12 protein-coding genes are annotated in these 14792 nt (G+C 61.1%); 5 read left to right on the forward strand and 7 right to left on the reverse strand.

The window, feature by feature from the left end; all coding sequences use genetic code 11:
* Positions 1–28 precede the first annotated feature (28 nt).
* The 6 genes from K7R21_RS17660 to K7R21_RS17685 form a co-directional block, all read right to left on the reverse strand.
* Positions 29–1129 carry an HD domain-containing phosphohydrolase gene (locus tag K7R21_RS17660; RefSeq protein WP_224984590.1) on the reverse strand — a complete coding sequence of 367 codons (1101 nt, stop codon included), beginning with the start codon at positions 1127–1129 and terminating at the stop codon, positions 29–31.
* A gap of 188 nt (positions 1130–1317) precedes the next feature.
* On the reverse strand, positions 1318–2238 hold the full coding sequence (locus K7R21_RS17665) for an AEC family transporter (protein WP_224984591.1): 921 nt from the start codon (positions 2236–2238) through the stop codon (positions 1318–1320).
* Between the two features lie 81 nt (positions 2239–2319).
* Complete coding sequence (locus K7R21_RS17670; protein WP_224984592.1) at positions 2320–3210, reverse strand: LysR family transcriptional regulator; 891 nt, start codon at positions 3208–3210, stop codon at positions 2320–2322.
* Positions 3211–3224: 14 nt separating this feature from the next.
* Positions 3225–3596 (reverse strand): HVO_A0114 family putative DNA-binding protein, encoded by a 372-nt coding sequence (locus tag K7R21_RS17675; RefSeq protein WP_224984594.1) that lies wholly within the window; start codon positions 3594–3596, stop codon positions 3225–3227.
* On the reverse strand, positions 3593–3883 hold the full coding sequence (locus K7R21_RS17680) for a toxin-antitoxin system TumE family protein (RefSeq protein WP_224984596.1): 291 nt from the start codon (positions 3881–3883) through the stop codon (positions 3593–3595). Before K7R21_RS17680 ends, K7R21_RS17675 begins: the two co-directional genes overlap by 4 nt.
* Positions 3884–3931: 48 nt before the next feature.
* Positions 3932–5098 (reverse strand): PQQ-dependent sugar dehydrogenase, encoded by a 1167-nt coding sequence (locus K7R21_RS17685; RefSeq protein ID WP_224984598.1) that lies wholly within the window; start codon positions 5096–5098, stop codon positions 3932–3934.
* 417 nt (positions 5099–5515) lie between these two features.
* Here K7R21_RS17685 and K7R21_RS17690 point away from each other — a divergent pair, with 417 nt between their 5' ends.
* From K7R21_RS17690 to K7R21_RS17700, 3 genes are read left to right on the forward strand one after another with little or no spacing between them, the layout of a single operon-like run.
* Entirely contained in the window at positions 5516–6541 is a 1026-nt protein-coding gene (locus K7R21_RS17690) for a hypothetical protein (RefSeq protein ID WP_224984599.1), read from the forward strand.
* 49 nt (positions 6542–6590) lie between these two features.
* Positions 6591–7010, forward strand: coding sequence for a low affinity iron permease family protein (locus tag K7R21_RS17695; protein WP_224984600.1), 420 nt, complete (start codon positions 6591–6593; stop codon positions 7008–7010).
* A 54-nt stretch (positions 7011–7064) separates the two neighbouring features.
* Positions 7065–7229 carry a hypothetical protein gene (locus K7R21_RS17700; RefSeq protein ID WP_224984601.1) on the forward strand — a complete coding sequence of 55 codons (165 nt, stop codon included), beginning with the start codon at positions 7065–7067 and terminating at the stop codon, positions 7227–7229.
* 27 nt (positions 7230–7256) lie between these two features.
* Here the strand turns inward: K7R21_RS17700 and K7R21_RS17705 are convergent, their stop codons facing one another.
* Positions 7257–10967 carry a DUF748 domain-containing protein gene (locus K7R21_RS17705; RefSeq protein WP_224984602.1) on the reverse strand — a complete coding sequence of 1237 codons (3711 nt, stop codon included), beginning with the start codon at positions 10965–10967 and terminating at the stop codon, positions 7257–7259.
* A 288-nt stretch (positions 10968–11255) separates the two neighbouring features.
* Here K7R21_RS17705 and K7R21_RS17710 point away from each other — a divergent pair, with 288 nt between their 5' ends.
* Together K7R21_RS17710 and K7R21_RS17715 are read left to right on the forward strand one after the other, a co-directional pair.
* On the forward strand, positions 11256–13994 hold the full coding sequence (locus K7R21_RS17710) for a PAS domain S-box protein (RefSeq protein WP_224984603.1): 2739 nt from the start codon (positions 11256–11258) through the stop codon (positions 13992–13994).
* Between the two features lie 52 nt (positions 13995–14046).
* A complete protein-coding gene (locus tag K7R21_RS17715) occupies positions 14047–14784 on the forward strand; it encodes a sulfite exporter TauE/SafE family protein (RefSeq protein ID WP_224984605.1) in 738 nt (245 codons plus the stop codon).
* Positions 14785–14792: the final 8 nt, after the last annotated feature.

The raw sequence follows: 14792 nt of genomic DNA on the forward strand, positions 1-14792 counted from the left end.
CCCCGCCAGGGGGGCGGGCGCGACGGGGCTAACGGATCATTTCGGTGATGCTGGTGATGGGGAGGGTGTCCGCGTGGATGCTCTGCTGAAGCGAGTGGAACTCGTCGATATGCTGGAAGAACAGTTCGAGGAGCTGCGGGTCGAAGGCTTTGCCGGCTTCGTCGACCATGATCGCCACGCTCTCCTCGATAGTGAACGCCCTCTTGTAGACCCGCTCGGTCAGCAAGGCATCGAAGACGTCGACGATGGAAACCACGCGTGCGAAAATGTGTATCTCGTCATCCTTTAGTCCGTACGGGTAGCCGGTGCCGTCCCACTTTTCGTGGTGCTGCAGCGCGATGACCCTTCCCGCCTCGATTACCGGATAGTCCCTGGACCCGGACATGATCTTCCCGCCGATCACGGTATGCCCCTTCATGGTGGCGAACTCCTCCGGCGTGAGCTTGCCCGGCTTGAGCAGTATCGAGTCGGGGATGCCGATCTTGCCCACGTCGTGCAAAAGTGACGCAAAGTAGAGGATGTCGCACTGGTCGTCGGGGATGCCGGCCAGCTGCCCCAGCCGCTTGGAAAGCTGGCTGATGCACTTCAGGTGCGATCCCGTCTCCTTGTCCCGGAACTCCGCCGCACGCCCCAACCGCAGCGAAATCTCGTACTCCGTCTGCATGGCCTTGGCCAGCGCCTGTTGCAGCGCCGCGGTTCTTTTGGCGACTTCGACCTCGAGGACGGCGTTGGTATCCTTGGCGAAGTCCGCCAGCCTCTTGTTGCGGATCTGGTTCATGACCCGGTGGCGTAACTCACACAGGTTGAACGGCTTGCCGAGGAAGTCGTTCGCCCCCAGTTCCAGCACGCTGGCCACCTCCTGGCCGTCTGCGGTCACTACGACCACCGGTATGTCGTGCCAGTGCACGTCCTGCTTGATCCGGCGCAAGACCTCGTAGCCGTCCAGTACCGGCATTTTAAGGTCCATGACCACCAGGTCCACCTGGGGGTGGGCCGAGATGGCGTCGAGCACCTCCTGGCCGTTGCCGGCCCTGATCAGGGTGCACTCGAACTGCTGCAGCATCTTCTCGAGCATGTCGAGGTTGAGGGGATCGTCGTCTGCCAGGATCACCTTAACATCTTCGAACATCTTCTCTCCCTACCTGTCAGGATGTTGTGCGCGGGATAATGAAGCAAGTTTTCCCGTTCCTGCATCGTATCGGACGATTTTCATTTCACTTGAATAAGCATGGCGCACTAACGCCGGAGCGGAGCGCGCCGCGCTGGCCATGTCCGACGAGGAGAAGAGTCTGATGGAAGGGGAGTTTTAAGCGGCAGTCACAGCAGCACCCACACCGTGACGGGGAGGGTAAAGAAGGAGAGGCAGGTCTGCGCGGTGATGATGGAGGCCATGCTGTCGTGGTCGCCCCCCATCTGCCGGGAGAGGATGTAGGCGGTCGGCGCAGTGGGGACGCTGAACAGCAGCAGTACCACCCCTGCCGCCGCGCCGGTCAGGCCGGTTGCCGCGGCCAGCGACCAGGCTAGCACAGGTTTGCAGAGAAACTGTATGGCGCAGCTCACCACCGTCGGTCTCCAGTGCAGGGCCAGGTTGCCCGCCCGGTAGGCCGCCCCCACCGCCATGAGCCCCACCGGGAAGGCCGCTTTACCGGCCAGGGCCAGGGTGCCGTCGATGGCGAGGGGAAGCTGCCACCCTGACGCGTTGATGCCTATTCCCACCAGGCAACCAATGATGAGCGGGTTACGGGCGAGGTCGGTGCAAAGGCGCCTGAGGTCGAGCCCGCCGCCGCTGCCGACCGCCAAGGAGAAGGCGGACACGCAGAGTACGTTGATGAGCACGATCATGAAGCCTGCCCCCAAGGCGGCGAGGAAAAGGCCGTCCTTGCCGAAAAGGCTCTCGGCCAGAGCCAGCGCCACGAAGGTGTTGAAACGGACGCCACCTTGGAACAGGGAGGTGAAGACGCCGCCCCCCATGCGCCGGTTGGCCGCTCCCCACAGCAGGACCAGGAGCGCACTGGCTACGACCACCCCCTCGACGGTGAGGAGGATGCCGAACCAGGGGAGCGAGCCGATCTTCTTGCCGGCGAGACTGTGGATGAGGGCGGCGGGCATGAGCAGGAAGTAGGTGAGCCGCTCGGCACTGGGCCAGAAGGAAGGGGACAGGAACTCGCTGCGTCTGATCAGGAAGCCGGCCAGGATCAGCGACAGCACGGGGGTGAGGGCGTTCACGATGGTGATCAAGCTACTCTCCTTCTACCTGTTGGTGGAACGAGAGTAGCACGACATTACATGAGTAAAAAGTTCATAATACTTAGGCGATACTCAAGTATTTTTTAAGTAACCGCACTCGCAACGGAGCTCTTCCAGCACGAGTTGTGTCAACGCGAGACGCGGGTGACGGCGCCTCTGGTACATGCCGACCCGCCGCGTCAACTGGGGGGACCCGAACGGGGTGAGCGTGAAATCAGCTTGCGCCTCCTCGAGCCGACGCCGGTTCAGCGGCACTACCGCTATCCCCAGGCCCTCATGCACCAGCGTGATCGCCGCCTCCAGGGAATCGACCTCCATCACCTCGCGCGGGCGGATCCCCTGGGCCAGCAACTGTGCATCGACCAGAGCCCCTGCCCAGGCCGTCTTGTCAAAACGCACGAAAGGATAGGCCGTGAAAAGTTCGGCGACGGTGGCGGCTGCGCACCCCTTACGGGCGACCACGAAGCAGGGCTCCTCGTCATAGACCTGCCACTGGAACTGCGCCGGGACGGCGAAGGGGGGCTCGGTGGTCAGGGCTGCATCGAGGTCACCCTGCTCCACTTGCCGCACCAGTTCTGCCGACAGGCTGGACACCAGCCGCACCTGCATCTCCTGGTGGTCCCTGCGCAGACGTCCCAAGACGGGGGGGAGTGCACCGGTGATCACTGTGGGGACGGCGCCCAGGGTCAGTGCCCCGCGGATCACGCCGGATGGGGAGAGCTCGGCCCTGATGCCGTCGTAGAGATCCAGGATTTCGCGAGCCCGTTCCACGACCAGCTTGCCGTTGAGGTTCAGCTTGGTGCCGCGGCCGGTGCGTTCGAAAAGCGGCACGCCCAGTTCTTCTTCCAGGTTCTTCATCTGCAGGCTGATGGCGGATTGGGTGAGGCAGAGTTGTTCCGCCGCAGCGGCGAAACTTCCCTTGCTGGCTATGGCGGTTAAGATGCGCAGACTGCGTAGGGACATCAGGAACTCCGGAGCTATGCCGCGATTGATCTTGAGAGTGAGACGTGGATTTCAACGTCATCCCATGGAACGTAAACCTTGTCGTTGGCGTCTTTAGCGATCAAGCCAAGGCCGAGTAGCCCAACGACGGAACTGTGCACGTTACTGTAGTTCCTCCGCAATGTCTTGGCAAGGCGGTAGACGGATTGCGGACCAGTCCGTTTCAACGTGTCCAGAAGTTCAAGTCTTTTTGGAGTTATCTCAGTGAATAGCTGTGATGCCGTCGCAAAATTAAGTTGGTAATCTGCGTCGGGCAGGCGTTCTCCACTATCCAAGCGGGCTGCAATGTCCAACAGTTCATTCTGTGTGTCTTTAAAGTTCGCTATGCCGATTATTGCCTTGGTCATAGAAGATCTCCTGCCAGCTGTTCGATATCGTTGTAGAAGTCCCGAATGAGCTGCTGGACCGAAGAGAAGCGGTAATTCTTCTCACGCTTCCCGTAGTGCACATGGTCGCCTTTGCCAGTCTCGTTGTCGTAACGGACGATGCATTTGCCACTGTGGCCGCAGTATAGACGGTACTTCAAGCCACGAGGGCGCTCCGCCGTCGGTTGCGGAAGCTGCCAGATCACCACCTCCACGATGAGACCTGAACCGTAGACCTCTTTCTTGGCGTAGACCAGGGACGGACTCATACGCATTCTATATGGTGTATTGTTTGTATGCAATATATTCGTGCACGATCACGGTAAGGAAATCCGGTAAATGGTGCCGCTGCCGTAGTCGGCGAGGTAGAGTTCGCCGTCGTCGTCCTCGCCGAAGGTGGAGATGGCGTAGGGCGTATCGACCAGCAGTTTGCTCTGCCATTCGCCGCCGACCCTGCGTAGTCCCCAGATGCGGCCGCTGCAGAAGTCGCCGTACAGGTAGGTGCCGCGCAATGCCTCCGCCTTCCCGCGGTACACGTAACCGCCGGTGACCGAACAGTTCCCCTGTTCGTGACGGTAGACGGCAACGGGGAGGGTGAGGCCGGACTTCTTGCAGTCGGGCTTCTTGAAGCAGCGGTCGCCTTCCATGATGTTCCAGCCGTAGTTGGCACCGTTCCCGGCACCCGCGGGCTGGAAGTCGATCTCTTCCACCTCGTCCTGGCCGACGTCGGCAATGTAGAGGTCGCCGGTGCCGCGGTCGAAGGAAAAGCGCCACGGGTTGCGCAGACCGTAGGCCCAGATCTCGTTACCGAACGGATTCTTCGGCAGCCGGTAGCGAGATGGGTCCGTTGTCACATCGATGCGCAGGATCTTGCCGAGCAGCGTGTCGAGCCGCTGGCCGTTGCCGTGGGGGTCGCCGCTGCTGCCGCCGTCACCCATGCCGATGTAGAGCAATCCGTCCGGGCCGAAGGCGAGTTGGCCGCCATTGTGGTTGGCGTAGGGTTGGACGATGGTGAGCAGTTGTTTGCGGCTGGCCGGGTCGGCACGGTCCGGGTGGGCGCCGACCTTGAAACTGGCGATGACCGTGTTGCCGATGCCGGTCCTGTTGGTGTAGTCGATGAAGAAGGTCTTGCTGGAGGCGAAGTTCGGGGGGAAGGCGAGACCGAGCAGTCCCCGTTCGCCACCGGACTTCACCCGCGAGGTTATGTCGAGGAAGGGAACTGGATCAAGCACGCCGTTGCGGATAATCCTGACTTTCCCCATCTGCTCGAGCACGAAAAGCCGTTTGCTGCCGTCTCTGGCACTGACGATCGACGTTGGCTGCTTGAGCCCCTTGACTACCGGCGTCAGCGTGAGCTTGGTGGGGAAGCCGGTTTCGGCGGGGGGAGCGGCATGGGCGTTGCCGGCGCTGGTAACAAGGCTGAGGGAAACGGCAATGGCACAGAGTGCGGCAGAGGATTGAAGCAAGTTCCTGTTGCAGCTCATAGGCACCTCCCGGCAGTTCCGATTTGCTAGCAGATGAACGCGGCAAGTATATCCGGCACGGGGGGGATGTCCACGAGATAGGGGGCTCGGCTCAAATCTACCCTGTCCTCCCTTCATAAAAGGGGGGGGGACTCCAAGCGAAGTGTACAGACAACTGCCTGGATTCAACGCTGCCTGAAATTTACAGATGGACCTTTGCAAAGAGTGAACTCTGGTGCACGTGCAGCGCTTCGTGAGCAACGGACTCACTCCCCCCGGTGACGTCCCCGGCATTCCGATGGAGTGCCAAGGGGATGATTACGAGTAGGGGGAAATTCACACATTTACATTGATAGTAATTAACGCCACGTGGTATGCTGCGCCTGCCGTGGGCAGGGCGGCCCGTTGTCTGACAAGCGCTTGATAACAGGGGGGATTATGAAAAGGTGGATGCTCAACGTTATGATGGCGGTCATGCTCTCGCTCACCTTGTCTCCACCCGCGGGTGCGGTGACAGCGTGGTGGATGGAGCCGGGGATACTGGTTGAGGCGGACGAGGCGGTTACTCCTGCACGCACCAGCGGCCAGCGACTCACCGTTACCAGCGCCAACAACTCGCTCAGCACCGCCCGGGCCTTGACAGTCGGGGGCACGCCGGTGGATGGCGTCATCGTGACCGGCATGAAAAGCTGGTACGCTGTAGCGGCCGAAGACGGCCCCGGCTACATCCGCATCGGGGCGACCGGTCCGCTGCTGATCGAAGACGCCATCGAACTCCCGGGCCAGGTCCCGGCCGCTTTCGGCCCCTGGTCGCGCAAGAGCGTCGCGCCGCAGCGTGGAGCCGCGCTCATCGAGACCTCCATGATCTCGGTAACCGACCTCGCCCGGATCCGCAAGGCGCAGCGCGGGCTGATCCGGATCAGCACCGAGAGCACCACGCCGGTCGCCTACCGGATCTCCTTCGTTTCCGAACTCCCCGAAAGCCGGATCGGCTCCGCGTACGGGCCGGGGAGCGCCGCCAACCAGTACATCCTGGCGCTCGCCAACGGCGGCCCTTTGACCGACCTGTACCGCACCACCCGGATCCGTTACACCAGGGAGCGGGCAGTTGCACTTCGGGAACAGTTGTTCGGCAAGGGGGATGCCTCCTCCCAATTTTTCCGGGTGCACCAAAAGGATCTTTCCCTCGACCCCAACGTCAGCGACGGACTCCCTGCCCAGCACATCATCCTTTCGGACGACCAGTCCCGGCACTGGGCCTTTCTGATCACCTGCGAGCAGCGCGACGGTCTCTGGGTGGTCGTCGATGCCCGCAAGGACCCTGACCTGAGTGACGCAGAGGTGGCGGCAATTGTCCGCCGCGACCAGGAGGCCAGCGGTAATTTCCGGAGCGGCGAGGCCGGCCAGTCGACCGGCGCACTCCCGGTCAAGCCGCTGCCGGGCAGTAAGACAAAAGGCAAGTAACCAGGGGATGCTCTTTGGGGCCTCAGTAGACAAGTGCACAGGAGGAGTCATGGAACAGCATATGTCCCGTTTCAGCCGCTTCGCCACCTGGGCCTCCCATACTTCGGGACACCCGTCCTCCTTCATCTTCGCCCTGGCGATCATCGTGGTCTGGGCTGTCACCGGGCCGTTGTTCAAGTTCAGCGATACCTGGCAGTTGGTGATCAATACCGGCACCACCATCATCACCTTCTTGATGGTCTTCGTGATCCAGAACACTCAGAATCGCGACTCGGCGGCGATTCAGCTCAAGTTGGACGAGATCATCCGGTCGCTCGACGGGGCGAACAACGCACTCCTCAACATGGAAGAACTGGACGAGAAGGATCTCGAATCGATCAGGGAGAGCTACCTGAAACTGGCTGAGGAAGCGCGCGCCAACTTGCGCAAGGGGAGAAAACAAAAATACGCGAGTCCACCCGCCGTGTAACGGGTAGCAGGCACCGGCGGATGGATCATCATCTAGTTGTGAGGGAGGGACTTTATGTCGACACCGTTAATTGCCCTGGCGGCGATCCTGGCGTTTTTCGCCGTCGTCATCATTCCGTTCATGTTCATGAAAAGCGATCAGCAGCCGACCGTCGAACCGCAGCACGATCATGGCGACCAAGGGAAGAGGGCTGGCCGGAAGAAGAAAAAGAAGCGGTAGCCGGCTTGGGCTGTTTCAGCCCGTGCTTTATCTCGCGATGGCGTTGAATTCGACGCGGCTGCGGCTCGCGGTGTCTTTCTCGGGAGCCTTGTAGATGTTGTCGCTGGCCTGGAACAGCTTTTCCGGCGGCAGCCCACCCTTGGCAACCAGGTACTTGATCACGGTGGCGCTGCGCTCCCGCGCCAGCGACTGCAATTCGTTCTCCCCGACCACCGTGTTGGCGACGATCAGTTTCTTCATCTCGTTGTCAGGCAGGTCCTTCACCATCCCCAGGGCGTTGCGCGGCTTGGGGAACTTCTCCTTCTTGTAGACCGCCTTCAGGAATTTGGAATATTCCTCCGGCGAGAGCTGGACGTTCTCGCTGCTGTCGCCTTCCTTCGTCTGCTGCTCCTTGACCAGGTAGAGGAACTTTTCGTTCTTCACCTTGCGCAGCAAAAGTTCCTGCCGATACCCCTCCGGATCTTTCCCCTTGTCGACGAATCCCTTGATCTCCAGTTTAAGCCCCGGGCGATCGGCGATCACCTTGGCCAGTTGGGTCAGTTTCTTTTCCTCGTCTGCCGGCAGTTCGCTGGAACCGGGTTGGAAATTGATGACGCTGAAATCCTGACCGCTGCCGCCCAGCGAGGAGAGCAGGGCGAAGGGAGATGTCGCCGCCTTCACCAGCAGGTTCTTCAGCACCTGTCCGATCAGTCCCCAGATGCTGAACTGCGGATCGTCGGTGCGGCCGGTCACCGGGAGGTCGAGATGGATCTCCCCGTTGCGGTCCTTGAGCAGGGCGACGGCAAGGCGGACCGGGAGGCTGGTCGCCTGGCTGCTCTCCACTTTCTTGCCGAAGGTGAACTGGTCGATGAAGACCCTGTTTTCGGAGGTGAGCTGCTTCTTCTCGATGAGGTACTTGAGATCGAGGAATAGCTTCCCCTTGTCGATGGCATAGCCGAGGTAGGTGCCGGAATACGGTGTCACCGGGGATAACTCGATGTCGCGGAAGGAGATCTTCAGATCGACGAAGAGGTCATCCCGCAGCGGGTTGAGCTTGCCGGTGATCTGCATCGGCGAGTGGTTCTCCAGGTTGCCGCGCAGGTCGACGTCTGCGAACTTGGATTCCTCGGAGGTCAGCCCGCTGACCCGTCCCCCGAGGTTGTAGAAGGTGCTGTTGAAGGTCTGGGGCAGGTGGTTGTCAGTGAAGGCCAAGGTCCCGTTCTGGATGGTGACGCTGCCAACCGAGACCTGACGCTGTGCTGCGGGTGACGGGGCGGCGGTAACTGTGGCAACCGTCGCAACCGCAGCCGTGGTGGCGGATGCCGGCGCCGGTTTCGCCCCTGCTGGCGAGGAGGCTTCGACCGTTGCAGGCTCCTTCTTCACCAGGTCCTGGAGGTTGAGTGTGCCGTCCTTCCTGATGATGATGCGTGAGTAGACATCGTTGAGCGCGACCTCGCGGATAGTCAGAGCGAACGGGTCGAAGTTGCCCTGGAACTCGTCGAACTGCAGGCTTTCCCATTTCAGGAGGTCCTGGTCGCCAACGGCGTCGATGCTGTGGAAGTCGCGCACCCCGGCATTGCCATGAAAACTTCCCTTGGCCTTGCCGTCCTTCAGGGCGAGGTCTAGGTTCATGGTCGTGTCGAGCGAGCCTCCGATCACCGAGAAGTTGAAGGTTTCGGGGAAGTAGGGTTCGAAGTCGGAGATGGGGAGCCGGGATATGGCGACGTTCCCCCGGTAGCGGAAAGGGGTCGGGGTAATGGTCCCGTTTAGCTTCAGGGCTGCCCCTTTGCCATAGGTGGCGGAGAAGCGCAGCGGCGCCGGGGCGAACTTCGGGCCCTGCAAGTTGGTAAGGGTCAGGTTCGTGTTGCGCAGGGTGAACCGCGGCGGTTCTTCGAAGGTCTTGTCGGTGAAGGCGAAGTTCAGCTTTTCCAGCTGAAGCTGCTTCAGGTGATAGGTCATCCCCCTACGCGATGAAGCTGCTGCGGGGGACACGTCCCCGCTTCGCGATGAAGCTGCTGCTTTTCGCGATGAAGATGCTACCCCCCTGCGCGATGAGTCTGCTTCGGGGGGCAGGCTCCCCCTATGCACGTCCCTGCGCGGTGAAGCTGTGGAGGAACTCGGAGTACTCGATTGGTCCGGGAACAAGGAGAGCAGCGACAACTTGCCATCGGCTTCCTTTGACAGGGACAGGGAACCTTGGGACAGGCGGACGTCACCGATTTCGAGGTGGTTGTTGCTTTGGCGGAAGCCGGCGTCCTTGACCTGGAGCGAGGCGAGGTCGAAGCCTTCCTTGTGACCGTAGCGAGCGGCGAGGCCCGTGACGGAGAGGTTCCCTTTCTGGACCGTCACCCCGGCAGGCTCGCTGTAACCGACCTCACCGGCCAGCGCCACGGTGCCTTGCACCGGCGCGGTCAGGTACGGGGCCAGGTACGGCCAGGCGCGCTGGATATTCAGCCCTGCGAGTTGGATGGTGGAGGCGACGGTCAGCGGCGCTGCGGAGAATGTCCCTTCCGTTTTGAGCGTCACCCCCTGGTCCGGTTTGAAGGCGAGCTGGTAGGTCGCAGTCGTTCCCGGTGCGGTGCTGAAATTTCGTACCGTCGCTTCTATGTCGGCAACGGTGGTCTGGAAGCCTCCCTTGGGTTGGTCGTCCCGGAAATGCACCGTCCCCCCCTTGCAGGCGAAGTAGGGGAGTACAACGGTGGTCTTGGGGGCAGGCTCCGCTGACTTCTTGGGCTCCTCCTGTTTCTTTTGCGGGGCAACCAGTCGGGAGTACATCCACTCCCCGCGCTGGTTACGCTCAACGAAAAGTTCCAGCCCGTCGGCAGTGATGGAGTGGAACTGGAAGTCTCCGGCCAGCGCCTCCAGTTGGGCCGCTTTCACCTCCAGCGACCGGAGGCGCAGCAGCGGTTTGCCGCCGGGGAGATCCACCGCGACAGCATCGAGCCTGGTCAATCCTTTCAGGGCCAACTCCGGCTTTTTGTCGGCAGAGATGCGATAGGCGAGGTCGAGGTCGACGTCCAGCTTTCCGGAGGTAAGGTCGGCGGGCGGCTTGACCGGGTAGTAGGCGACGTATTGGGGCAGGCTCAACTGTTTCAGTCCGATGTGGACAGAGGTTTCCAGCGACTTGCTAAGCGGCTTCAGCTTCCCTGTGAAGCTGAAGGGGGCGCCGTTGACCACGGCGGAGATACGCGGGTCGATGTAGTTATCCGCCAGGTAGGGGCTGTTGCTGATGAACGGCAGCGCGATGTCGAGGCTGCGGATGCTGTGTTTCCTGCCCCCGCCAACGATGCGGTCGTCGAAATCGATGGACCCGTTCTTCAGGCGGATGTTGTTGACGGAAAAACGCAGCGGGGCCTTCTTCTCGTTCTCCTTTCCTTTGGGTTGCCGCTCGATGATGTCGCTGAAGTTGAAGCGGTTGGGGGCCATCCGGACCAGGTTGACCGTCGGGGTGTCGAGGGTGATCTCGGAGAGGATCAACGCCCTCTTGAAGATGGATGCCGGTGCGACCGACGCCTCTAGGGTGCGGAAGGCGATAAGCGGCGGACCCGTCTTCTCGGCTACTGCGAAGTCGGTGACGGCGACGTGCAGGGTGAGCGGATTGATGCTGACCGAACCGATGCGCGTGGTACGCCCTGTGGCATCCTCGATGGCCGCTATAGCCTTGTTTTTTACGATGATAGGCAGTACCGCGGCAGTAAAAAGAATGAGGGCGGCAAGTACTGCGATTGAAACGAGGATATATCTGCTGAGCTTTGGCACGGGAGACCTCGATTACCTGGCTTGTCGTTACATATACTATAATTTAACATGCCTGTGACAAAGCGCACGCGGGCTCAACGGACTGTGTTATCGTGCCATGAGGATTCGCTCAAAGCGATGCAGGCATAAATGACAGTATATTTCATAAACTTATTTTTGAAAAGGTGGTGTGATCAAAACAAAAGGACTGGCAATCTATATCTACTCAGCTAGAATCATATTCTGACTGTCTCAACGTTGAAGAACGTGTGGGTCTGTCTGATTGGAAGTTCTGCTTAGAGGTAGAATATGCCTTGGATAATCATTGCCGCGATAGCGACTGCCAGTTCGGTGACGATACTGGCGCTTGTTAATGTCTACCTCTACTCCCGCTACAAAGAGCCCTTCATGAAACTGTGGGCGGTGGCATGGAGCATCCTCATCAGCAGGTACATCTTCCTGATCCTTTCGGTCCTTTGGCCTGACTGCCTGGTCTGCAAGCAAATCAACTACCTCTGTATCATCGCCAGTGCCGTCATCCTCCTGGCCGGCACCAGGAATTTCATCGGCCGCCCCGTCGCGCACGGGTTCACCATCACCGGCGCCGCTATAGCCCTGTGGACAGTCGGCGTCCTGTCGTCGGGGTTGCCGGTAATTTACGCCATCGTTCCCATCTTCGCCTTCCTCGCCTTTACCTACATCCGCATCGGCATCGACGTGTTGAAGCAGGCTGAACCGGGGGAGATCGCCAGCCGCGTGGTGGGCTGGCTCTTCATCACCTGGGGTATTCACCAGGCCGATTACCCGCTGCTGCGCCCCATAGAGTGGTTCGCGCCTTGGGGCTTTCTCTTTGGCAGCATCGTGGCCACCAGCATCGCCATCGGGATGATCCTCATTTATTTCGAGAGAACGCAGCGGGGGCTGCAGGAAAAAGAGACCCGGCACCTGAACCTGATCGAGTCGTCGCACAACTGGATCTGGGAGGTCGATGCCAACGCCCGTTACACCTTTGTCAGCCCCCAAGTAAAGGAGCTGCTCGGCTATGCGCCGGAGGAGGTGATCGGGAAGACCCCTTTCGACCTGATGCCGGAGGGGGAGGCTGCCCGCATCGGGGCCATCTTCGCCGGGATCAGCGCGAAGCGGGAGCCCTTTCACCGGCTGGAGAACACCAATCGGCACAGGGACGGGCGCCTGGTGGTCCTGGAGACCAGCGGCGTCCCGTACTTCGACGGCCAAGGCAATTTTCTTGGGTACCGTGGCATGGACCAGGACATAACGGAACGCAAGCAGGCGGAGACGCGCCGGGAGGTGAGCAGGGAGGTGCTGCAGGTCCTGAACGAACCCGGAGACCTCAAGGAGTCAGTGCAAGGGATCATCGAGTTGCTTAGGGTGAAGCTGGATTTTGCCGCGGTGGGGATTCGTCTGCAGGAGGGGGAGGATTATCCGTACTGGGCCCAGTCGGGATTCCCGCAGGCGATGCTTGTGCAGGAAAATGCCCTTGTGGAGCGTTCCGCGGATGGCGGTGTCTGCAGGGACCAGGACGGCAAGGTTCGGCTGGAATGCACCTGCGGCCTGGTGATCTCCGGGCGGGTGCCTCTGGGGCATCCTAACGTCACCCCGGGGGGAAGCTTCTGGACCAACGACTCGTTTCAGCTGCTGGATCTCCCCCGCGATCAGGATCCGCGCCACAACCCGCGCAACGTCTGCATGCACCGCGACTACGCGTCCATTGCGCTGCTCCCGATCCGCTACAAGGATAAGATCGTGGGGCTGATCCAGTGCAACGATCATCGCAAGGAACGCTTCACCCCGGAGTCGCTGCAGCACCTGGAAGGGATCGCGGCCTACGTCGGCGCGGCGCTGATGCGCAAGTGGTCCGAGGAGGAGCGGGTCACCCTCGAGAACCAGCTGCAACAGGCCCAGCGGATGGAATCGATAGGGCGGCTGGCGGGGGGCGTAGCGCATGACTTCAACAACATGCTGGGGGTCATTATCGGCCATGCCGGCCTGGCGCTGATGGACACCACCCCCGCGGACCCGATCCAGGTTCATCTGCAGGAGATCAGCAAGGCGGCGGAGCGCTCAGCCGATCTCACTCGCCAGTTGCTGGCCTTTGCCCGCAAGCAGGCCATCAAGCCCCAGGTGCTGGACCTGAACGAGACCATCAGCGGCATGTTGAAGATGTTGCAGCGGTTGATCGGGGAGGAGATTCACCTCTGCTGGCAGCCGGGGAGCAGGATCTGGCCGGTAAAGATGGACCGCTCACAGATCGACCAGATCATGGCCAACCTCTGCGTAAATGCCCGCGATGCCATTGTCAACGTCGGCACCATCACCATAAAGACCGGCACCGTCACTATCGACGAGACCTACCGGTTGCCCCATCACCAGGCCGTCCCGGGGGAGTACGTCTGGATCTCGGTCAGCGACGACGGCGAGGGGATGGACGGGGAAACGCTGGGGCACATCTTTGAGCCCTTCTTCACCACTAAGGGGATCGGTGCCGGGACCGGACTTGGCCTGGCCACCATCTACGGCATCGTCACCCAGAACCACGGCTTCATCGAGGTCACCAGCGAGCCGGGACAGGGGGCGACCTTCACCATCCATATCCCGAGGTACGTAGGTGCCGACTGTGCCGGGGAACTGCAAGGACAGGCGTCGGAACCGCCGCGCGGCCAGGAAACGGTCCTGCTGGTGGAGGATGAACCGGCGATACTACAGATGACAACCATGCTCTTGAAGAACCTGGGGTACGCGGTCCTGACGGCGGGGTCACCGAACGAGGCGATCCGGATCGCGGAGCAGCGGCCGGGTGGCATTGACTTACTGATGACGGACGTGGTCATGCCCGAGATGAACGGCCGGGAACTGGCTAGCGTGCTGGGCGTTGGACAGCCGCATTTGAAGTGCCTGTTCATGTCCGGATATACCGCCGACATCATCGCCCACCACGGGGTCATCGACGACGGGTTGTACTTCATCCAGAAGCCTTTCTCACTCCCGGTGCTGGCAGTAAAACTGCGCGAGGTGCTGGAACAGGTTTGACTGGAACGTAGAGGGACCGCATCTGTGGGTGCATCGACGCGGTTGGGGTGAGATGGATTTCTTGATCGTACTGCCGGTTGCTTTTCTCGCTTCGCTGCTCAGCGCCATGAGTGGCGCGGGCTCGGCCATGCTCACCACGCCGGTATGGCTGGCGCTCGGGTTCCCGCTGCCGGTGGCGATCGCTTCTAACCAGCTGAACGGGGCGGCCTGGACGCTGCTCGCCGCCCGCAACTACCTCAAGGGGCGCCGGGTCGACTGGGTGCTGATAAGGGCGATGATCCTGTGCGGACTGGCCGGTGCCTACGCGGGGACCACGATTGTGCGGGGCGTCGACCCCCGCCTGCTGCAACGCGTCATCGGCGTCATCATCCTGTCCCTGGTGGTCGTGGTGGCGCTGAACCCTTCCCTGGGACGGGACGAGAGCGAGCCTGTGCTCTCGCGATTCGTCACGGCCTTGCTCGCCTTTCCCCTAGGCGTCTACGAATCCTTCTTCGGCTCCGGCAATGGACTCTTCACTTCGCTGCTCCTCGCCAAGGGGCGCGGTCAGACCCTGGTGGTCTCGCTGGGGTGCTACTACCAGATCGCCTTCTTTTGGAACTGTTTTGCTGTTGCCATCTACAGTGCTGCCGGACTGGCCGATGCCCGGCTCATGATACCTTCCACGGTCGGTTCGGTGGCGGGCGCCTACCTCGGATCAAGGATCGGTCGGCACAAGGGGCACGACTGGGTGCGCGGGCTGTTCGTGCTCCTGGGGGGCGTCCTGGGCCTCAAACTGGTGCTTGGGTTGTAGTCGGGGGG

The sequence above is a fragment of the Geomonas agri genome, assembly GCF_020179605.1.
GTDB classification, from domain to species: Bacteria; Desulfobacterota; Desulfuromonadia; order Geobacterales; family Geobacteraceae; genus Geomonas; species Geomonas agri.